Genomic DNA, 18,692 nt, shown 5'->3' with positions numbered 1-18,692 from the left:
GCCCTTGCGGCCCGGGGCCGCCGCGGTGCCCCGGGTCGCGGCTAGGTCCCCTAGGAGGTGGCCGGGGGCCGCGCGCCAGACCTTGCCGGGGGCCCGGCCGGCGGCGCCGGCAAGGGCACGCCGGCCGGGCCGTGGGTCGGCTGCTGCAGCGGTCACGCCGCGGTGCCGACCGGGAGCCGGGACACCGCCGCGACGACCGCGGACAGCGTCGCGTCGGCGCCGAGCACGCAGAACCGGGGGTACGAGGTCACCCCGAACGCGCGCGCGACCGGCGGCCTCGCGCCTTCCAGGACCACCCGCGCCACCGGCGTGAGCTGCGCGATGAGGGCGTCCGGGTCGCTGTCGTGGGCGTTCACGACGGCCAGGACCCGCTGGCGGTCCTGGCCGCGGGCCCAGGCGAGGAAGTCGGGCAGCTGCGCCTGGCAGCCCTTGCAGTCCGCGGCGAGGAACGCCACGACGGTCGCCGGCGCCAGGTCGTCCCGGCCGACCGGCGCACCGTCGGTGGTGGTGGCGTGGAAGTCGGCGACGGTGTCACCGGCCACCGGGTCGGATCCGGCCGGGTCCGCGGCGGGTGCGCCGCCGACGAACTCGTACACCGCGTCGATCAGCTGCGTCTGCTCGCGCAGCCGGCGGATCATCCCGAGGCACAGCAACAGGTTCAGCACGCACAGGGCACCGACGAGCGCCACGACGACTATGAGGAGGGGCATTGAAACCGCCTTTGCATCTGCCGGTCGACCGGCGAACGGGTGGGAAGGACCGGGCCGCAGACCGCCGGTGCCCGCGGACACCGGCGATCCGCCGGGCTCACCGCAGGGTCAGCACGGGATGTACGTGATGCAGCTGCCGCAGTGGTGGGAACCGCTCGGGTAGTAGCAGCAGTACCGGCCACTGTTGCGCGCACTGCAGCACTCGTAGTCGCAGTCCGCTGCCCGGGCCACGGTGTGCGGCACGACCATGCCGAGGATCCGGTCGGCTACCGCGCCGACCATCTTCTTGGCTGCACGCATGTGCACCTTCCCTTCCGTTGTACGGATGAGTGGAGGCGCCGGCCTGTGATCTTCGGCCGGCTGCCCACAGCATGCGACGGAGACCGAAGTCGATTCGTTAACGAATTGTTGGCATCCGGCCAGCACGAGTGTTAGATAGGCATCACTGAGTCAGGCATTGACGCCGGGCGCTGCCAACGGGGGCGGTGGCATGGAGATTCGGTTGCTCGGTCCGGTGGAACTGCGGCTCGACCACCACGTGGTGGACGCCGGGCCGCCGCAGCAGCGGCACGTCCTGGCGGTGCTGGCCGCCGACGCCGGCCGCCCGGTCACCACCGAGCTGCTCATCGACCGGGTGTGGGACGAGGCGCCGTCCGGTGCCCGGCGCACCCTCCAGGTCTACCTCACCCGGCTGCGCCGGCTGCTGGCGCCCGACGGCGACGCGCCCGTGCTGCCCCGCCGCTCCGGCGGCTACGTGCTGGACGTCGCGCCCGAGCGGATCGACCTGAACCGCTTCCGCGACCTCATCGACCGGGCCCGTGGCCGCCCGGACGGCGAAGGGGTGGCGCTGCTGCGCCGGGCGCTGAACCTGTGGACCGGCGAGCCGCTCGCCGGGGTGCCGGGGAGCTGGGCCGAGCGGATGCGCAGGGCGTGGCGCCGCCAGTACGTCGACGCCCTGGTGCAGTGGGCCGAGGCGGAGCTGCGCTGCGGCAACGCCGGCACGGTCCTCGGCCCGCTGACCGAGGCGATCGGCGAGTATCCGCTGGTCGAGCCTCTCACCGCCGTCCTGATGCGGGCCCTGCACCTGACCGGCCGGACCGTCGACGCGCTGGACTGCTACGCCGAGCTGCGCTACCGGCTCGTCGAGGAGCTCGGCGCGGACCCGTCGCCGGAGGTGCGGGACGCGTACCGGGCGATCCTGCGGCACGACGCTCCAGACGGCGGGCTGCCCCGGCCGACCTGGCGGACGCCCGCGCAGCTCCCGGCGGACGTGCCCGGGTTCGTGCCCCGCGACCCGGAGCTGGCCCGCCTCGACGAGCCGGCCGCCGTGCTCGTGCTCTCCGGCACCGCCGGGGTCGGCAAGACCGCGCTCGCGGTGCACTGGGCGCACCGGGTCCGCGACCGGTTCCCCGACGGGCAGGTCTACCTCGACCTGCGCGGGTTCGGCGCCGGCGCGGCCCCGATGGGCAGCGCCGAAGCGGTGCGGCTGTGCCTGGACGCGCTCGGCGTGCGGGCCGAAACCGTGCCCTCCGAGCCGTCCGCCGCGATCGCGCTGTACCGCACCCTCGTCGCCGGCCGGCGGATGCTGATGCTGCTCGACAATGCCCGCGACGCCGCCCAGGTGCGCCCGTTGCTGCCCGGCACGCCCGGCTGCCTGGTCGTGGTGACCAGCCGGGACCAGCTCACCGGGCTGGTGGCGGCCGAGGGCGCCCGGCCGGTGCCGGTCGACCTGTTCTCGCCCGCGCAGGCCCGGCAGTTCCTGGCGCGGCGGCTCGGCACCGACCGGGTGGCCGCCGAGCCCGGCGCCGCCGAGCTGATCGCCGAGCGGTGCGCGCGGCTGCCGCTGGCCCTGGGGGTGATGGCCGGCCGGGCCGCCGCCCATCCGGACTTCCCGCTCGCCCGCTGGGCCGACGAGCTGCGGGTCGACCGCCTCGACGTGCTGGACGCCGGGGATCCGGCCACCGACGTGCGCAACGTGTTCTCCTGGTCCTACCGGGCGCTGCACCCGCCGGCCGCCCAGCTGTTCCGGCTGCTCGCGCTGCACCCGGGCCCGGACATCAGCGCCGCGGCGGCCGCCAGCCTGGCCGGGCTGCCGGCCGAGCGGACCAGGTCCCTGCTGGCCGACCTGACCCGCGCGCACCTGCTCACCGAGCACAGCCCCGGCCGGTACGCCATGCACGACCTGCTGCGCACCTACGCGGCGGAACTGACCGGCCGCTGCGACTCCGACACCGAGCGGGCCGCCGCGGTGGGCCGGCTGCTCGACCACTACGTGTACTGCGGGCAGGCCGCGGCGCTACGGCTGGAGCCGCACTGGATCCGCCTGGTCGCGGACCCTCCGCCGGCCGGGGTGCTGGTCGAGCCGTGCACCTGCGAGCGGCGGGCGCTGGCCTGGTTCACCGAGCACCGGCAGGCGATGCTGGCCGCGGCGACGCTGGCCGCCGAGGCCGGGTTCACCCGGCGCGCGTGGCAGCTGGCCCGGGTGCTCGCCGGGCTGCTGCACAACCAGGGACGGTGGCAGGACCTCATCGCGGTCGGGCGGCTCGCGATCGAGGCGACCGAGCGGCTCGGCGAGCACCGCGAACGCGCCTGGGCGCAGCGGTTCCTCGGTTGCGCCCACGCGCACCTGCGGCGGTACGGCGAGGCCGAGGCGGCGTACCGGGCGGCGCTGGACGGATACGAGCGGCTCGGCGACACCGCGGGCCGCGCGGGCGTGCACTTCGCGCTCGCCCGCCTCGCCGAGTCGCGGGGCGAGTGGCCGCTGATGCGCTCGCACAGCGCGTCCGCGCTGCGGCTCTACACCGAGGCCGGGCACCGCCTGGGCCGCGGCCGGGCGCTGAACCTGGTCGGCTGGGTGCACGCCAGGCAGCGCGAGTGGGCGGACAGCCTGACCCACTGCCGGCGCGCCCTGGCCCTCCAGGACGAGCTGGATGACCGCAGCGGCCAGGCGGCCACCCTGGACAGCATCGGGTACGTGCACCACCATCAGGGCGAGTACGCCCGCGCGCTGGAGTGCTACGAACGGGCGCTGGCGCTGTGCCGCCGGTTCGGCGACCGGTTCAGCGAGACCAAGGTGCTCACCCACCTCGGCGACACCCACCTGGCGTCCGGCCGCCCGGACGCCGCGCGGGCCGCCTGGCGGGTCGCCGGCCAGATCCTCGCCGACCTCGGCGACGCCGACGCGGAGCAGGTGCGCGCCCGGCTCACCACCCTGACCGGCGTGGCCGGCTGACCGTTTGAAGGTGACGATGTCATACCTGTCGTTGGGGCTGCTGGCGGCGCTGGGCTGCGTGTTCGCCGCCTCCGCCTGGAGCAAGCTGCGCAGCCGCGCCGCCCAGCAGGCGTTCGCGGAGTCCCTGCGCCCCGTGCCGCTCGTCCCCGCCGGCCACGTGACCGGCGTGGCGATGGCGGCCACGGTCGCCGAGGCCGGCCTGGTGGCGGGGCTCGCCGCGGCGGCGGTGGCCGTGACCGGCGGGTGGCCGCCCGCGCGCCCCCTCACGATGACGGTGCTCGCCCTGACCGGCGCCCTGCTGGCCGTGTTCACCACCGGCGTGGCGCTCGCCGTGCGCCGCGGCACCGGCGCCCGCTGCGCCTGCTTCGGCGCCGCCGAACGCCCGCTGAGCGCCCGTCACCTGGTCCGCAACGGACTCCTGCTGGCGGCGACCGGCACCGCGGCGCTCGGCATCGCCATGACACGGACCCAGCCGCTCGACCTGGCCGGCACGGCGGTGGCCCTGACGACGGGCGCCGTCTGCGGCCTGCTGGTGATCCGCCTGGACGACCTGGTGGACCTGTTCACGCCGCCCCCGGCCCGCCGACCCGCCGCACGACCCGGGCAGGACCGCCGCGCCTGACCTCCATGGGCGAGATCTCCGAAATCCGGTAAGCGGTGATCCGGCTCGATCATGCCGGGCTGCCTCACCGCAGGCGCTGGCCTGTGCCGTCCGGCCCATCTGACGAGGGAACCCGGGCCCGGCCCGACGGCCGAGCCCGCGGGGCGACAGCCGGACGCCACCGTACCCACCACGTCCCAGCCTCGGTCTTTCCCGAAATGTTGCCGCGGGCGCGCAGCTGGATCGTCACCGGGCAACCCGAGGCGTGGATGACGGCGCCGTGCCTAGAGGCGGGTGGTGCAGGTGGCGGCGTGATCGGTCAGCCACTGCAGCGCGGGCGCGATCCCATCCGCGTCCTCGTCCGCCCCGCATCCGGTGCAGCGCTCAGTGAGGTATCCGGAGAGGTTCATCTCGATCCACGCCTCTGCTCCGCCGGCCGTCGTGAGAATGTCCGACACGATCTCCCGATATTCCTCCATGCCCCCATCGTGCCGCCGCAGCCGCCTGCTACACCGCCGGAGTCCAGCGACGTGTGTGCCGGACGGCGCAGCCACCCGATGAATAGCCCGGACGTTCTGCATCGCCGACGCGGACATCAAGGCCGGCGGCCGGGGTAGTTCCGACGGATGAAGGCGATTGGTGGCGCAGCCTCGGCGATCGTCCTCGGGCTGCTGGGAACCTCGCTCACCGCCTCCGCGGCCCCCGCGGCGCCGGCGGGGTGCGGCGGGAAACCGACGATCGTGCTGGTGCACGGCGCGTGGGCGGGCACGTCAAGCTGGAGCGGGGAGGTCTCCCGCCTGCAGGGCAGGGGCTACACGGCGCGGGCGATCGCCAACCCGCTGCGCGGGCTGACCGGTGACGCGGCGTCCGTCTCCGAATTTCTCAAGTCGGTGCACGGGCCGGTGGTGCTGGCCGGGCACTCCTACGGCGGCGCGGTCATCACCAACGCGGCGGCCGGCAACACCAACGTGAAGGCGCTGGTCTACGTCGACGCCGCCGCGCCGGCCGTCGGGGAGACGACCGGCGGGCTGAGCGGGTCCGGTTCGGCGTTGAACCAGAACGCAACCGCGCTGTTCGACAAGGTGGGCACGGACCTGTACCTGAAGCAGCCGGTGTTCGTGCACTCGTTCGGGCCGGACCTCGCGCCCGGCCAGGCCGACGTGCTGTGGGCGAGCCAGCGCTCGGCCGCGACCGCCGCGTTCTCCACCCCGTCGAAGGCAGCCGCGTGGGAGAGCATCCCCTCGTGGTACGTCATCGGGGGCGCCGACAAGATCATCACGCCGGCGTCGCAGGAGTCGATGGCGCACCGGGCCAAGGCACACATCCGCACGGTGCCGGGCGGGTCACACCTGACGCTGATCTCCCACCCCGACGCCGTGACCGACCAGATCCTGGCCGCCACCGAGCACGTGTGCTGAGGCCGGGTTGTTGCGCCGCGCCCGGGCGTCCACACGTGGCGCCGCCTCCTTGCGTGGCGCGGAGCACGTCCACGTTCGTTCACGGCGTCGGCAGGCTCCACACCATCGTCATCGGCTCGTCGTCGACCCACAGCTGCGCGGCGAACAGGTCCTCGTCCAGCCCGACGGCCGCCTCGACCGCTTCGGCGTCGCCGGGCAGTGCGATCCAGGCCTCCGGTCGCACGTCCGCGTCGCGGAGCAGGAGGCCGCTCTCGTTTGAAGGTGACGATGTCATACCTGTCGTTGGGACTGCTGGCGGCGCTGTGCTGCGTGTTCGCCGCATCCGCCTGGAGCAAGCTGCGCAGCCGCGCCGCCCAGCAGGCGTTCGCGTCGTCGCTGCGCCCCGTGCCGCTCGTCCCGGCCCGCCACGTCGGCGCCGTGGCGATGGCCGCCACGGTGGCCGAGGCCGGCCTGGTGCTGGGGCTCGGTGCGGCGGTGGCGGCCATCGCGGCCGGGTGGCCGGCGGCGCGCCCGCTCACGGTGGTCATGCTCGCCCTGACCGGCGTCCTGCTGGCCGTGTTCACCACCGGCGTGGCGCTCGCCGTCCGCCGCGGCACCCGCGCCCGCTGCGCCTGCTTCGGCGCGGCCGAGCGCCCGCTGAGCGCCCGCCACCTGGTCCGCAACGGACTGCTGCTGGCGGCGACGGCCGCCGCGGCGGGACCGGGCCGACCCGGCTGGCACGGCGGTCGCGCTCGCGGCGGGCGCCGTCTGCGGCCTGCTGGTGATCCGCCTCGACGACCTGGTGGACCTGTTCGCACCGACGCCGGTGCGCCCGCGCGGCTGAGTTCGGCGGATCCTGCCGCCGCGAGGGAACCCGGGACGCCGGTCCGCTCGTGTCTATGAAGACCGAGGAGGAAGGCGGCCGGGAGGATGAGGTTGCGGTGGCTGGGCGAGCGGCGCGGGGTGGACGAGGACTTCGTCGCCTACTACGCGGCGCGCGGCGCGATGCTGCACCACACGGCGTTCCTGCTGTGCGGTGACTGGCACCTCGCGGAGGACCTGACCCAGATCACGTTCACCAAGCTGTACCGCGTGTGGCATCGCGTCCAGCGGCACGACGTGCTCGACCAGTACGCGCGGCGGGTGCTGCTGCGCGCGTTCCTGGACGAGCGGCGGCGGCCGTGGCGGCGGGAGCTGGCCACGGACCCGGAGAGCCCGGCGCTGGACGGGATGGCGCCCGAGGCGGTCACCTCCGCCGAGCGGTTCCAGCTCGAGCAGGGGCTCATGCGGCTGTCGAAGCGGCACCGAGCGGTGCTCGTGCTGCGGTTCTGGGCGGACCTGTCGGTGGAGCAGGTCGCGGAGATCCTCGGCTGCTCGACCGGCACGGTGAAGAGCCAGACCTCCCGGGGCCTCGCCGCTCTGCGGGAGACGCTCGGCGAGCGGCAGTCGTTGCGGCAGGTACCTGGAGGAGACGGATGAACGACGTGAAGGACATCTGCGACGGGATGCTGGCCACGGCACCGCCGCCGCCGGACGCCCGGACCGTGCTGGCGACCGCCCGGCGGGCCGCCGGGCGGCGCCGGGCCGTGGGCGCGGCGGGCGTGGCGACGCTCGCGGTCGCGGTGGCCGCCGGCGGGACCGCGCTCGCGCTGCGGCCGGCACCCGCGCCGGTACCGGCGCAGCAGCCGCCGCCCGTGCTGGCCACGGGGCCCTCCCCCGCGCCGGTGGTCGCGGCGCCATTGCCGGCCGCCCGCGCCGCGTACACCCACGGCGCCACGATGCGCGGGCTGCTGATGGCCGCCGTCCCGGCCGGCTACACCACCGCCGACTACCCGGTCAGCTACGACGAGGGCGTCGACCCGACGGTGGTGCTGCCGAACGAGCGGGTCCCCGCACCGGCCAACTGGCAGCTGAGCGTGGCGTTCGCCGGGGTGTTCCTGCGGCAGGGCGGCGCCGAAGGGCTGATCACCGCGTCGATCTGGGCAACGGCGAACCCGGTCGCGGAGGACTGCCCGCCACCGTCGTGCTCGGTGGTGACGGCCGGCGGGGTCAGCGTCGAGGTGCGGACCTGGATCGACGAGGGTGGCGTGCACATCGCCGCGACCCGGCGGCTGACCGGTGGGTCGCTGTCGGTCATCGCGAGCCAGGGCATGGCGACCGCCGAGGCGACTCCGGCGGCTGTCCGGCCCGCGCTGCCTGCCCTGCCGTTCACGACCCAGCAGGTCGCGGCGCTCGCCCTCGACCCGGCGATGCTGCAGTTCCCGTAGCGGGAGGACGGAGCGACGGTGCCCGCCGGGGCCGCACCCCGGCGGGGCACCTCCACTCGGGTTAGCTTCCGCAGATCAGGTAGAGGGTCAGGTTCCAGTTGCCGGCGTAGCCGCCGTGGAACTCGTCGGCCGCCGCCGACATGTCGTCGCTGCTGTAGACGTTCAGCACGGACGGCAGCACATTGCCCAGGCCGCTGTCGATCGCGAACCCGCCGCCGAAGGTGCCCTTCGGGCCCGTGCTCTCGTCGCAGTGCCAGTTCAGCGACTGGTGTGCCGTGCTGGCGAGCGGGCCGGTGTCCCACGACACCAGTTGCAGGCCCGCGGGGGTGTTCGCGCAGATGGCGTACGCGGTGAGGGTCCAGCCGCTGTGCGCGCTGCCCGGGACGCGGTACGCCCTGGCGGTCACCGACTTGAGCGTCGACGACGGGACGACGTCGTCCAGCACGACCTCGCCCTGGCCGTTGTTCACCTTGGCGCCGGTGCCGATCACGCTCTTGCCCGCCGGGCAGGACGCTGTCGTGGCGGTGGCCGAGGTGGTGGCGGCGGCCGACGTGGCGCTGATGCGCTGCCAGCCCGGCAGCGGGTCGGCACACTGGGCCTTCACCGTCAGCGACCAGTTGCCCGCGTACGTGTCGACCTCGCGCAGGGTGGCGGTGAACCCCGAGCCGTCGGCGTTCGGCTCGAGCTGGTCGAGCCCGACCCAGCCCTGGGCCGCCGGGTTGGCGGTGAGGTACCCGCCGCCGCCGGTGACGACGGTGCCGGCCGGGCAGGCCTTCGAGTAGGTCTTGTCGCTGCTGTTCGCGGCCGTCGTGAAGCCGACCGTGACCAGACCCGCCGGGTCGGCCGAAGCCGGTGCCGGCCCGAGCGGGACGACGGCGGCGACCGCGACGACGGCGCCCGCGCCCACGGTGGCCAGGCGTCGGTGGATGTTCATCGGTGCCCCTTCCAGTTGAGGTGTGCCACCACGGTGGGCCCGGCCGCCCGGGCGCGCCGCCGAACCTGAACCCTGCTGAACATCGACGGTTGAACATTGTTGAACTGTTGGGTTTGCGCGGACGCCTTGCCAGAAGCCTGATGTCCATCTATGAACGGTCGATGGCGGACGACCAGGCTGCGCCGGATCTTCCGGGGATGCTGCACCAGTTGCGGCGACGGGAGGCCCGGCGGAGGGGCGGCGCGGAGCTGACCTACCGGGACCTCGCCGCGGCCACCGGCTGGTCGCTCGGGATCGTCGCGCAGTACTTCTCCGGCAAGTCGTTGCCGCCCGTCGACCGGTTCGACGTCCTCGTCCGGCTGCTCGGCGCCTCCCCCGCCGAGCAGGGCGTCCTCGCCACCGCGCGGGACCGCGCGGAGGACCACCGCCGCCGGGCCACCGGGCCGGTCCGGGTCCAGGAGCCGGCGCGGCGGGCCGAGGTGCGGCTGCTCGGACCGCTGGAGGTGGCCGGGCCGAAGGGCTCGACGGCCCTGTCCGGGGCGCGCCAGCGGGCCCTGGTCGGCGTGCTGGCGCTGGCCGCCGGCCGGGTCGTCACGCAGATCCAGCTGCTCGACGCGCTCTGGGCGGAGGCGCCGCCACGGACCGCCGTCGCCACGCTGTACAGCCACGTCGCCCGGGTCCGGCAGTCCCTCGACGCGTGCGGGCTGCCGGGCGTGCTGCTCACCCGGGGCCCGGGGTACCTGCTCGCGGTCCGGCCCGACGAGGTGGACGCCCACCGCTTCGAGCGATGGGCCGCCGAGGCCCGCCGGGCGCTGGCCGCCGGTCAGGTGACCGAGGCGGCGAGCCGCCTGCGTCTGGCGCTGACGCTGTGGCGCGGCGAGGCGCTCGCCGACGCGGACCCGGTGGGCTGGGTCTCGGCCGAGATGGGCCGGCTGCACGAGCTGCGGCTCGGCGCGCAGGAGGACCTGTGGGACGCCCGCCTGCGGCTCGGCGAGCACGCCGCCGCCGTCGACGAGCTGGAGAAGGCCCTGGTCACCCATCCGGTGCGGGAGCGGCTCGTCGAGCTGTCGATGCTCGCCATGTACCGGTGCGGCCGGCACACCGACGCCATCGAGGCGTACCAGCGGCTGCGCGGCCGGCTCGCGGAGCGGCTCGGCGTGGAGCCCGGTCCGCGGGTGGCGGCGCTGTACGCGTCGGTCCTGCGCCGGTCCCCGGTGCTCGATCTCGAGGTCCCCCAGCCCGGGGTGACCACCCCGGCGCAGCTGCCGCCGCGGGTCGGCCACTTCGTCGGGCGCACCGCCGAGCTGTCCGCACTCGACGGGCTCCTCGGCGGCCCGTCGCAGGTCGGGGTGGTATGCGGCCCGGCCGGCATGGGCAAGACCGCCCTGGCCGTGCAGTGGGCGCACCGGGCCGCCGGCCGGTTCCGCGACGGGCAGCTCTTCCTCGACCTGCGCGGTCACGACCCGGCGACCGCGACGCCGGCCGCCGAGGCGCTGACCCTGCTGCTGCTCGGGCTCGACGTGCCGGCCGCGCAGATCCCGGCCGACCCGGCGGCGCTGCTCGGCCTGTACCGGTCGGTGCTGCACCACCGCCAGGTCCTCATCCTGCTCGACAACGCCGCCACGGCGGCCCAGGTGACCTCGCTGGTGCCGCCGTCGGCCGGCAGCCGGCTGCTGGTGACCAGCCGCCACCAGCTGGCCGGCCTCACGATGGACCACGCGGTCACCCTCGTCGACCTCGACGTGCTCGCGGCCGGTGAGGCCCTGGCCCTGCTCGGCCGCGTGATCGGCACCGACCGGGTCGGGCGGGAGCCCGGCCCGGCCGCCGCGCTCGTCGAGCTGTGCGGCCGGATGCCGCTGGCCCTGCGGATCGCCGCGGCCAAGCTGACCGTCCATCCGCCGCGACCGATCGCCGAGCTGGTCGCCGCGCTCGTCGGCGCCGACCGGCTGGCCACCCTGGCGGTCCCCGGCGACTCCCGCAGCGTCCGGACGGTGTTCACCAGCGCCTACGAGGCGTTGAGCCCGCCGGCCGCACGCGTGTTCCGCCGACTGGGCCGCCACCCCGGCGCCACGTTCACCGCCGCGCTGGCGTCCGCCGTCGCCGGCGTCCGCGAACCCGAGGCGCGGCAGGCCCTCGGCGAGCTGCTCGGCGCGCATCTGATCGCGGACACCGGCGGTGACCGGTTCCGGTTCCACGACCTGATCCGCCTGTACGCCGCGGAACGGGCCGGGCCGGACGACGCGGCCGCCGCCGACCGGCGCATCGTCGAGTGGTACCTCGTCGCCGCCGACGCCGCGAACCGCGTCTGCGACCCGGCGCGCGACCGGGCCGGGACGGTGGCCGCCGACCCGCCGGTCGAGGTGCCGTTCCCGCTGGACCGGGACCACGCCCTGGCGTTCCTCGACGCCGAACGGGCCAACCTGCTCCCTGCGGTCCGGCACGCCGCCGAGCACGGGCACAACCGCGCGACCTGGCAGCTGGCCTATCTGCTGACCGGCTTCCACATGCTGCGCGGCTGCTGGCCCGAGCAGCTCGAGACCTACCGCCTGGGCCTGGCCGCCGCCGGGCGCGCCGACGACCTGGCGGCGCAGGCGCTGCTGCGCGGCCTGCTCGGCATGGCCCTGAACACGGCCGGACGGCACGAGGAGGCACTGGAGCACCTACCGGCGGCGCTCGCGTTGCTGCGTGCCGTGGGGTACCGGCGCGACGAGGGCCTGGCGCTGAACAACATCGCCGTGGCCCACTGCGAGCTGGGCCGGCTCGACGCGGCGGCGGGCGCGTTCGGTCAGGCACTGGACCTGCACCGCACGGACGGCCATCTGCCGGGTGTCGCCCTCGCCCTGAACAATCTCGGTCACGTGTACACCCGGATGGGCGAGCCGGACCTCGCGCGCGAGCACCTCTGCCGGGCGCTCGCGCTCGCCCGCGAGATCGGTGACGCGCCCATGGAGGCGCTGACGCTGACCAGCCTCGGCGAGATCCACCTGGCCGCCGCCGACCACGAGGGCGCGCTCGAACAGTTCACGGCGTCGCTGGCGATCCGGCGGAGGATCGGCGCCCGGGGCGTGGAGGCCGAGACGCTCAGGTTCATCGGCCTCGCCCACCTGGGTCGCGGCGACCGCGCGGCCGCCGCGACCTCGTTCCGCCGGGCCCTGGCGCTCGCCCGCGAGCTCGCCGACCGGCACCTCGAGTCCGTCGTCCTGGCCCACCTACGGACCGTCGATGGTGACCACGGCCTCCGCGTCGACGACGACGCCAGCCGAGACAGCGACGATCCGCACCGTGAACCAGCGGCTCGGGGTGCCGGCCGGGCGCGGTAGCAGCGTCACCTCGAACGGGACCCGGGTGGCCCCGGCCGGCACGGTCTGCGTCCGGCCGGCGACCGCGACGTAGTCGACGCCCGCCTTGGCCGTGCCGTCGCCGGTCTGCCACACGTAGGTCAGCGGCGGCCTCGGCGGCGGAGGCGGCGGAGGCGGGCAGAAGTACCCGTGACCCAGCATCGGCACGATGGGCACGACGGCGTCGTCCGCGGCCCACCCCAGGTCGGGCCCGTCGTCGTCGAGGATGCGCCCGGTCGCCGTGCCGTGCCGCACGACGACCCCGCCGCCGGCCGCGGTGAGCCGCACGGTGAAGTCCTCGAGCGCGGCCTCGCGCATCTGGTCGTCGGCGATCCTCGCCACGATCGACCGCTCGCCGGTGTCACCGGCGGCCCAGCGCAGCACCCCGCCCGCCAGCGCGAAGTCGGCCGCCGGCAGGGCGCTGCCGGCCGTCACCGTGTACCCGACCTCGCCGGCGGCGGCGCACCCGCCCGACTCCACCACGAACGTCAGCGTGCCGGCCCGCTCCCCGGCCGTCACCATCGGCTGGACGTCGACCGTGCGCCGGCAGGGCTCGGCGGCGGCGCTCCGCCCGGGCGGTGCCGCCGCGGCAGCAACGGCGAGGGACACGGCGGCACATCCGGTGAGTGCCTGTCTCAGTCTTGGCGTCATGCACCGCATCCTCGGCCGCCGGCCTTGTGCCGAGCTTGTGGAGGGCTGCCTGCCGGTCTCCCTGCCCGGCGCGGACATCGGATTCCTAACCGTGTGTCGCAGGTTCGAATCCTGCCGGGGGCACGTCACAGAACTGCAAAACCGCAGCGCGTTCGGCCGGTCACTAATCGTGGATGCCAACTTCGCGCTTTGAGCGATCGAGGATGCCCCGGCGAACTGCCCGGGGCATCCTCTCGTTCAACCCGACGATCGGCACCCGTGCGGATCGCGGCACGAGCGGACGCGTGCGCGTTGTCCTTACACAAGGTCATACGTGGCGGCGCGCCGGTTGTCCTGTGTCGTGTTTACTCGTAGCCGTGGTCGATTGGTTGCAGCTGCAAGACCCGGGCGTCGAGGTCGCCGCGCTGCTGGATCGGGCGGAGCGGGAGCCGAGCACCGAGGTGTGGGAGCGACTCGACAAGCTGCTCATCGTCGAGGCGGAGTGCTGGTACTCGGCCGGCTTCGCCGCACTGCCGCGGTTGAGCGCCTTGGCGTACTCCGGCGCCGCGGAACACCGTGCACATGCGATCGACCTCGCCGCAATGATCGCGATGACGCTTCATCGGCATCACCGAGACGACGATCTCGTACGGGCGAACCCGGCCGCCCTCGCCACCCTGCACCGGCTGGCCGCGTCCCGGCTGCCGAGCATGTCCGGTGGCCAACTGCTGCGGTCGTTCCAGGCCGCGTGTGCGCTCGCCGGCTACACATTCTGGGCAACGATCAGCCTCGACTTCACCGACGAGCACTACCGGACCCACTGCCCGCACTGCGCGACGCCACTGATGATCGTGATCGGCGACTACGGCCACTATGCGGCGATCCGCGATCACGACGAGGGCGACATCCTGCGTACCCCGTTACATCCGGTGGAACCGGAGACCCTTCACGGTTTCCGGCGATGGATGCACGAAACCGCCGTCGCCTGTGGCGATCCGATCCTCGCGGACGGGTTGACGTACCTGTTCGGCGACGCAACCTGCAGTAGCTGCCACAGCGTCTTCAACGTCGCCGACTGGTACGAGGCCGAGAACAGCCCAGCTCAACCCATCGATCCGGTCATACCTCGCGTGGACCGGTCGACCTGAACCGCATCCTCACTTCGGCAATACAGGACGCTTGATCTTGTAGGGTGCGATGGACCGTTGACGGCCGCGGTGGGGCAGTACTCAACCACGTCCGCGAGGAGCTTCAGGTGGGGCCGACCTCGTAGAATGTATGTAGCCGGGGTCGCATTCCGATCACGGGAGGTGTGTCGTGGTAGACCCGCAGCAGCCCCAAAACGAACCCCAAGACCCGACGCAGGAGCGATCGCAGCCTGGCAAGCGGGGATATTGAACACCGCCGGGTGGCGGCTACTGGTGTGGTTTGTCATGGCGATTGCGGCATTGTGGCTGCTTGAGCAGTCCGGCGTCGTCGGGGTTTGGTGCTGGCGTCAGCGCCTGTGGCCATGCTCAGGCGAGGCTTACGTCCCAGTCCGCTGGAGCGTACGCAAGCCCCGAAAGGGACTACAAAAGTTGCGGTCAGACCAGCCCTCGGGGAGTGGTCATGAAACGGCGCAAGACCGACGTCCGGGCCCTGCCGGCCAAATCCGCCGGGGCGCTCGACGAGCGGTTCCAGGCGGCCACCCCGCTGCGGCGGCTGATGAACAAGGTCTTCCCCGACCACTGGTCGTTCCTGCTGGGTGAGATCGCGCTCTACTCGTTCGTCGTGCTGCTGCTCAGCGGTACCTTTCTTGGGCTGTTCTTCGACCCGTCGATGCGCGAGGTCGTCTACGACGGCAGCTACGCGCCCCTGCGCGGCGTGGAGATGTCGCAGGCGTACAACAGCACACTGCAGATCTCGTTCGACGTGCGCGGCGGCCTGTTCATGCGGCAGATGCACCACTGGGCCGCGCTGCTGTTCGTGGCCGCGATCGTGGTGCACATGTTCCGCGTGTTCTTCACCGGCGCGTTCCGCAAGCCGCGCGAGGCCAACTGGATCGTCGGCATGCTGCTGTTCTGGATGGCCTTCCTGGAGGGCTTCGCCGGTTACTCGCTGCCCGACGACGCGCTATCCGGCACGGGCCTGCGCATCGCGAGCGCGATCATGCTGTCGATCCCGATCGTCGGCACCTGGGTGACCACCTCGCTGTTCGGGGGTGAGTTCCCGGGTGAGGTGATCCTTGACCGGCTCTACATCGTGCATGTGCTGCTGGTCCCCGGCGTGCTGCTCGCGCTCATCAGTGTGCACATGGGCCTGCTGGTGAAGCAGAAGCACACGCAGTGGCCCGGCCCCGGCCGGACCAACAACAACGTGGTCGGCGTGCGCATGTTCCCCGGCTTCGCGGCCAAGGCCGGCGGCTTCTTCATGATCGTGTTCGCCATGATGGCCGCGCTGGCCGGCCTCTTCCAGATCAACCCGATCTGGCTGTTCGGCCCGTACAAGGCGGCGGTGGTCTCGGCGGCGAGCCAGCCCGACTGGTATGTCATGTTCCTCGACGGCGCGGCCCGTCTCTTCCCGGCGTGGGAGATTCGGTTCCACTGGTTCGGTAACGGCTACACCCTCCCGCCGATCTTCTGGCCCACGGTTGTGCTGCCCGGTCTCCTGGCGATGTTGTCGATATTCTATCCGTTCATCGAGCAGCGGTTCTCGAAGGACAAGGCTGTCCACAACCTGCTGCAGCGCCCGCGGGACAACCCGTCCCGCACCGCGCTCGGGGCAATGGCCATCGCCTTCTACATGGTCCTGCTGGCCTCCGGCGGCAACGACGTGGTGGCCGACAAGTTCAGCATCAGCCTCAACGCGATCGTCTGGGCGGGGCGTATCGGCATCCTGATCCTGCCGCCGCTGGCCTACTACGTGACGTACCGGATCGCGCTGGGTCTGCAGCAGTACGACCGCGAGCTGCTGGTCCACGGCATCGAGACCGGCATCATCCGGCGCCTGCCGGACGGCCGCTTCGTTGAGATCCACCAGCCGCTCCCGGCGGCCGGCGACGGCCGAGGCGCCGAGGAGGAGCACGGCCCGGAGTACGCCGGCTGGGTGGTGCCGAAAAAGATGAACCGCGTCGGCGCGCTCGCCCCGCCGGTGAGGGGCTTCTGGTTCCCGATCGAGAAGGCCGCCCCGCCGAAGTCGGCCCGGCGCGAATTCGAAGAGCGCGAGGAGATCATCACGGGCCACAAGGTCGAGTAGTCGGAAGGGGTCTCACCGCTCGGCTCTCACAGATCTGGGGCGTAGCAGTTTCCCGTTACCCAGCTATTGTCATCCTGTCTGCAAGGCGGAGCGGACTCACCGCGACGCCCGTGAGCGCTTGGACGTGCTTCGCCGAAACCTTCATCGAGGTGCCGTCCGGTCTGCTCACCTCGACGTCGGCACGACGGGTACGCAACCGCTGCACCAGCGCGGGTGGCAAACGCACCGATGCCGGCCGGTCCCAGCACCGCCACCAAGCCGTCGGTAGCGCCCCGAGCAACCAACCTGAGCGGCCAACACCACACCTCCACATTGAATTTGATCGATCAATATCGACCAAATGCCTAGCGCGGAGATCGAGGACGTCAACCAAGATCAGGTGCACGCTCATCGGCTCCTGATGAGTGCGGGCAGTCGTTGCCGGCACAACGATAGCCATACCCGCGAGCCTCAACGTCCCGATCGCGAGGGAACGGAGCCGGGTCCGGAAGCACCAACCTGCAACTGCATCAGCGAGGCGAATCCCAGGTCAGGCCGATTATGTGCCCAGCTCAACATGGACGAAGCCGCGATCGAGCCGTGCAGGTTTGTCTCTAGCCGGGGGCACGTCACAGAACTGCAAAAGCACACCGCTACCGGCCGATCACTGATCGTGGAAGCTGGTTTCGCGCTTGAATAGATGATCGAGGGTGCCCCGGCCATTCGGCCGGGGCATCCTCGCGTTGACCCCGATGTAGGGTGCCGAACGCGCCCGGATCGCGGCAGATCCGGACGCTGGGGCAGCAAGCCATCGGGCTCGGAAGCAAGGTCAGCGATGCCGACGCTCGGCAGGACAACTGCTGTGACCGTGCCACACGGTTTCAGATCGGCCAGGCAGTCGGTCTACCGCCCAGCGGGCGTTGCCTTCGTCCTGACACGGCGTACCAGCGTCTGCTGCCCTTGCACGACAGCCATGCAGGCAGGGCGTCGCCAGCCTCGGCCAGGAGTTCCGCTCCGCTGTCATAACCTCGATCATGAACACGGCGGAATCAGCTGATGCCCTGATCGAAGCAGGCTGGCGAGAGGTGCGCGAGGACGGGCGTCTTCGTCCCGAACTGGTGGAGGCCGCGTACGCCGAGCCACGCCTTCAACAGCTGTTTCCCTGGACAGGGATGGGCGAACTGCACTTCAGTCGTTGTACCGAGATCCCATTCACCTGGGATGTTCCATATATCGAGCCCGTTGTCGGCGGCACCTATCGGGTATCCGGGCCGTCCCGTAGCGAGACCGTTGGCCCAGCAGCAACCGCGCACGAGGCGGTCGCGATGGTGGTTGACCGCTTGCCCCCGGGTACCGGGCCAGCTTTCGTCGGCAACCGGCACGAGTTCGTGGCCAGCCAGGCGAAGCACGACATTCGCGAGTGACCATTCAGGGTTTGCCAGCGCATGAACGGACGATCAGTACGTCCAGTCTCTGCGCTCGCTCATCGGCTTCGAGCGAGCGCCCGAAGCCGTGATTCGACGTGCCTGGCCACCGCCACGAAGCGTGACGATCTACGGGACCTCGACGCGCGAGATCTGCGGCATGATCGGACGTGGGATCGGCCGTTGTTCAGGAGGTACCTCGGTTGCCGTCAGTAACCCAAAGTCGGAACTGGTGGATGGCTTCGCTGAGATTGAGCGGACCGCAGAAGACCTCGAATTGGTTGTCGACCAGGCGAGCGATGAACCAGTCGTGCTTGCTTCGGTGAACTTCCTGCTTGGGGAACGCAAGGCCGTCCATTGCGGTTGCCTGCAGGTCCACCCTCAGATACCAACCGGGGTTGTCGAGCGTTTCGATGGACACGCCGTACTCGTGTTCCCAATCGCCATCGCACTGGGAGGCGTACCAGCCCTGAAGCCACGTCAACGCGTCAGGCCCATCAACGTAGGAAACAAGATCTTGCCCGCTCATCTGGTCATGATGCCGTAGGAATCTGAGCCTGACATCCGCACATCGGCAGGACAGGAAGTCCTGGACTCGCCGCGCTGGTCACCCGCTGTGACGTGCACGGGCCTGCCGCCGCGCACCAACGGCGGCAGAAGCGTGCGCCGTCGTTACACGAATGACTGCTCGGCAAAGCTTGGTCCGCCGCGTTCGGCCATAGTGAGGATCTGACGGCTGACGTGGCTTGGTGGTAGCCGGAGGTACTGCGTGTACCTCTGCGCACGGAGGCGGATATCGAAGTTCTGGCCCTCGATGTGCCATTCGTTGTCCGGCTGGCCGTCTGATGGGGTAAGAGCGACCGGCAATAGGTCCATGACTCGGCGGGTAGGCACCCGGGGTAGCAAACAGGCACGGGTCCATTGATCATCGGAGTTCTCTACGCTT

General features: G+C 72.3%; 17 protein-coding genes. 10 read left to right on the top strand and 7 right to left on the bottom strand.

Features of this window, described 5'->3' with window-relative positions:
• Positions 1 to 152: 152 nt before the first annotated feature.
• Both ABZ321_RS57565 and ABZ321_RS57560 read right to left on the bottom strand, forming a co-directional pair.
• A complete protein-coding gene (locus ABZ321_RS57565; protein ID WP_354905471.1) occupies positions 153 to 710 on the bottom strand; it encodes a hypothetical protein in 558 nt (185 codons plus the stop codon).
• 108 nt (positions 711 to 818) lie between these two features.
• Positions 819 to 1,010 (bottom strand): hypothetical protein, encoded by a 192-nt coding sequence (locus tag ABZ321_RS57560; protein ID WP_344515990.1) that lies wholly within the window; start codon positions 1,008 to 1,010, stop codon positions 819 to 821.
• Between the two features lie 190 nt (positions 1,011 to 1,200).
• Between ABZ321_RS57560 and ABZ321_RS57555 the strand changes: the two genes are divergently transcribed.
• Together ABZ321_RS57555 and ABZ321_RS57550 are read left to right on the top strand one after the other, a co-directional pair.
• Complete coding sequence (locus ABZ321_RS57555) at positions 1,201 to 3,942, top strand: BTAD domain-containing putative transcriptional regulator (RefSeq protein ID WP_354905468.1); 2,742 nt, start codon at positions 1,201 to 1,203, stop codon at positions 3,940 to 3,942.
• Positions 3,943 to 3,958: 16 nt separating this feature from the next.
• Positions 3,959 to 4,564, top strand: a complete 606-nt coding sequence (locus ABZ321_RS57550) for a MauE/DoxX family redox-associated membrane protein (protein WP_354905475.1) — start codon at positions 3,959 to 3,961, stop codon at positions 4,562 to 4,564.
• 263 nt (positions 4,565 to 4,827) lie between these two features.
• Here ABZ321_RS57550 and ABZ321_RS57545 read toward each other — a convergent pair whose 3' ends face one another.
• Complete coding sequence (locus ABZ321_RS57545; RefSeq protein ID WP_344515993.1) at positions 4,828 to 5,022, bottom strand: hypothetical protein; 195 nt, start codon at positions 5,020 to 5,022, stop codon at positions 4,828 to 4,830.
• A 147-nt stretch (positions 5,023 to 5,169) separates the two neighbouring features.
• On the opposite strand from ABZ321_RS57545, the gene ABZ321_RS57540 reads away from it, so the two are divergent.
• The gene (locus ABZ321_RS57540) at positions 5,170 to 5,961 is read left to right on the top strand and encodes an alpha/beta hydrolase (RefSeq protein ID WP_354905464.1); all 792 of its coding nucleotides are present in this window, start codon (positions 5,170 to 5,172) and stop codon (positions 5,959 to 5,961) included.
• A gap of 79 nt (positions 5,962 to 6,040) precedes the next feature.
• On the opposite strand, the gene ABZ321_RS57535 is transcribed toward ABZ321_RS57540, so the two are convergent.
• The gene (locus ABZ321_RS57535; RefSeq protein ID WP_354905461.1) at positions 6,041 to 6,235 is read right to left on the bottom strand and encodes a hypothetical protein; all 195 of its coding nucleotides are present in this window, start codon (positions 6,233 to 6,235) and stop codon (positions 6,041 to 6,043) included.
• On the opposite strand from ABZ321_RS57535, the gene ABZ321_RS57530 reads away from it, so the two are divergent.
• From ABZ321_RS57530 to ABZ321_RS57520, 3 genes are read left to right on the top strand one after another with little or no spacing between them, the layout of a single operon-like run.
• Complete coding sequence (locus ABZ321_RS57530) at positions 6,229 to 6,843, top strand: MauE/DoxX family redox-associated membrane protein (RefSeq protein WP_354905473.1); 615 nt, start codon at positions 6,229 to 6,231, stop codon at positions 6,841 to 6,843. The two genes, ABZ321_RS57535 and ABZ321_RS57530, sit on opposite strands and share 7 nt — an antisense overlap.
• A 27-nt stretch (positions 6,844 to 6,870) precedes the next feature.
• Positions 6,871 to 7,419 carry a SigE family RNA polymerase sigma factor gene (locus tag ABZ321_RS57525; protein WP_344516001.1) on the top strand — a complete coding sequence of 183 codons (549 nt, stop codon included), beginning with the start codon at positions 6,871 to 6,873 and terminating at the stop codon, positions 7,417 to 7,419.
• Positions 7,416 to 8,207 carry a hypothetical protein gene (locus ABZ321_RS57520; protein ID WP_354905458.1) on the top strand — a complete coding sequence of 264 codons (792 nt, stop codon included), beginning with the start codon at positions 7,416 to 7,418 and terminating at the stop codon, positions 8,205 to 8,207. Before ABZ321_RS57525 ends, ABZ321_RS57520 begins: the two co-directional genes overlap by 4 nt.
• 61 nt (positions 8,208 to 8,268) lie before the next feature.
• On the opposite strand, the gene ABZ321_RS57515 is transcribed toward ABZ321_RS57520, so the two are convergent.
• Positions 8,269 to 9,141, bottom strand: coding sequence for a hypothetical protein (locus ABZ321_RS57515; protein WP_354905455.1), 873 nt, complete (start codon positions 9,139 to 9,141; stop codon positions 8,269 to 8,271).
• A 161-nt stretch (positions 9,142 to 9,302) separates the two neighbouring features.
• Between ABZ321_RS57515 and ABZ321_RS57510 the strand changes: the two genes are divergently transcribed.
• On the top strand, positions 9,303 to 12,461 hold the full coding sequence (locus ABZ321_RS57510) for a BTAD domain-containing putative transcriptional regulator (protein ID WP_354905453.1): 3,159 nt from the start codon (positions 9,303 to 9,305) through the stop codon (positions 12,459 to 12,461).
• Here ABZ321_RS57510 and ABZ321_RS57505 read toward each other — a convergent pair.
• A complete protein-coding gene (locus ABZ321_RS57505) occupies positions 12,351 to 13,130 on the bottom strand; it encodes a Calx-beta domain-containing protein (protein WP_354905450.1) in 780 nt (259 codons plus the stop codon). The two genes, ABZ321_RS57510 and ABZ321_RS57505, sit on opposite strands and share 111 nt — an antisense overlap.
• A 203-nt stretch (positions 13,131 to 13,333) precedes the next feature.
• On the opposite strand from ABZ321_RS57505, the gene ABZ321_RS57500 reads away from it, so the two are divergent.
• The 3 genes from ABZ321_RS57500 to ABZ321_RS57490 all read left to right on the top strand — a co-directional run bounded on the left by ABZ321_RS57500 (position 13,334) and on the right by ABZ321_RS57490 (position 17,746).
• Entirely contained in the window at positions 13,334 to 14,257 is a 924-nt protein-coding gene (locus ABZ321_RS57500) for a hypothetical protein (protein WP_344514673.1), read from the top strand.
• 460 nt (positions 14,258 to 14,717) lie between these two features.
• Positions 14,718 to 16,343, top strand: coding sequence for a ubiquinol-cytochrome c reductase cytochrome b subunit (locus ABZ321_RS57495; protein ID WP_354905447.1), 1,626 nt, complete (start codon positions 14,718 to 14,720; stop codon positions 16,341 to 16,343).
• 1,013 nt (positions 16,344 to 17,356) lie between these two features.
• The gene (locus ABZ321_RS57490; protein WP_354905445.1) at positions 17,357 to 17,746 is read left to right on the top strand and encodes a DUF6193 family natural product biosynthesis protein; all 390 of its coding nucleotides are present in this window, start codon (positions 17,357 to 17,359) and stop codon (positions 17,744 to 17,746) included.
• 187 nt (positions 17,747 to 17,933) lie between these two features.
• On the opposite strand, the gene ABZ321_RS57485 is transcribed toward ABZ321_RS57490, so the two are convergent.
• Positions 17,934 to 18,275, bottom strand: coding sequence for an immunity 53 family protein (locus tag ABZ321_RS57485; RefSeq protein ID WP_354905442.1), 342 nt, complete (start codon positions 18,273 to 18,275; stop codon positions 17,934 to 17,936).
• Positions 18,276 to 18,692: the final 417 nt, after the last annotated feature.

The organism is Dactylosporangium sp. NPDC006015 (assembly GCF_040614215.1).
Taxonomy (GTDB): domain Bacteria; phylum Actinomycetota; class Actinomycetes; order Mycobacteriales; family Micromonosporaceae; genus Dactylosporangium; species Dactylosporangium maewongense.
Note: the sequence above shows the minus strand (reverse complement) of the source record. Positions and strands in the feature narration are given on the sequence as shown.

Coding starts and splice junctions, on each gene's coding strand:
- ABZ321_RS57555 (WP_354905468.1), top strand. CDS start 1,201: ATGGAGATTCGGTTGCTCGGTCCGGTGGAACTGCGGCTCGACCACCAC.
- ABZ321_RS57530 (WP_354905473.1), top strand. CDS start 6,229: ATGTCATACCTGTCGTTGGGACTGCTGGCGGCGCTGTGCTGCGTGTTC.
- ABZ321_RS57550 (WP_354905475.1), top strand. CDS start 3,959: ATGTCATACCTGTCGTTGGGGCTGCTGGCGGCGCTGGGCTGCGTGTTC.
- ABZ321_RS57505 (WP_354905450.1), bottom strand. CDS start 13,130: ATGACGCCAAGACTGAGACAGGCACTCACCGGATGTGCCGCCGTGTCC.
- ABZ321_RS57490 (WP_354905445.1), top strand. CDS start 17,357: ATGAACACGGCGGAATCAGCTGATGCCCTGATCGAAGCAGGCTGGCGA.
- ABZ321_RS57565 (WP_354905471.1), bottom strand. CDS start 710: ATGCCCCTCCTCATAGTCGTCGTGGCGCTCGTCGGTGCCCTGTGCGTG.
- ABZ321_RS57560 (WP_344515990.1), bottom strand. CDS start 1,010: ATGCGTGCAGCCAAGAAGATGGTCGGCGCGGTAGCCGACCGGATCCTC.
- ABZ321_RS57520 (WP_354905458.1), top strand. CDS start 7,416: ATGAACGACGTGAAGGACATCTGCGACGGGATGCTGGCCACGGCACCG.
- ABZ321_RS57545 (WP_344515993.1), bottom strand. CDS start 5,022: ATGGAGGAATATCGGGAGATCGTGTCGGACATTCTCACGACGGCCGGC.
- ABZ321_RS57525 (WP_344516001.1), top strand. CDS start 6,871: ATGAGGTTGCGGTGGCTGGGCGAGCGGCGCGGGGTGGACGAGGACTTC.
- ABZ321_RS57495 (WP_354905447.1), top strand. CDS start 14,718: ATGAAACGGCGCAAGACCGACGTCCGGGCCCTGCCGGCCAAATCCGCC.
- ABZ321_RS57540 (WP_354905464.1), top strand. CDS start 5,170: ATGAAGGCGATTGGTGGCGCAGCCTCGGCGATCGTCCTCGGGCTGCTG.
- ABZ321_RS57485 (WP_354905442.1), bottom strand. CDS start 18,275: ATGAGCGGGCAAGATCTTGTTTCCTACGTTGATGGGCCTGACGCGTTG.
- ABZ321_RS57500 (WP_344514673.1), top strand. CDS start 13,334: ATGCCCCGGCGAACTGCCCGGGGCATCCTCTCGTTCAACCCGACGATC.
- ABZ321_RS57515 (WP_354905455.1), bottom strand. CDS start 9,141: ATGAACATCCACCGACGCCTGGCCACCGTGGGCGCGGGCGCCGTCGTC.
- ABZ321_RS57510 (WP_354905453.1), top strand. CDS start 9,303: ATGGCGGACGACCAGGCTGCGCCGGATCTTCCGGGGATGCTGCACCAG.
- ABZ321_RS57535 (WP_354905461.1), bottom strand. CDS start 6,235: ATGACATCGTCACCTTCAAACGAGAGCGGCCTCCTGCTCCGCGACGCG.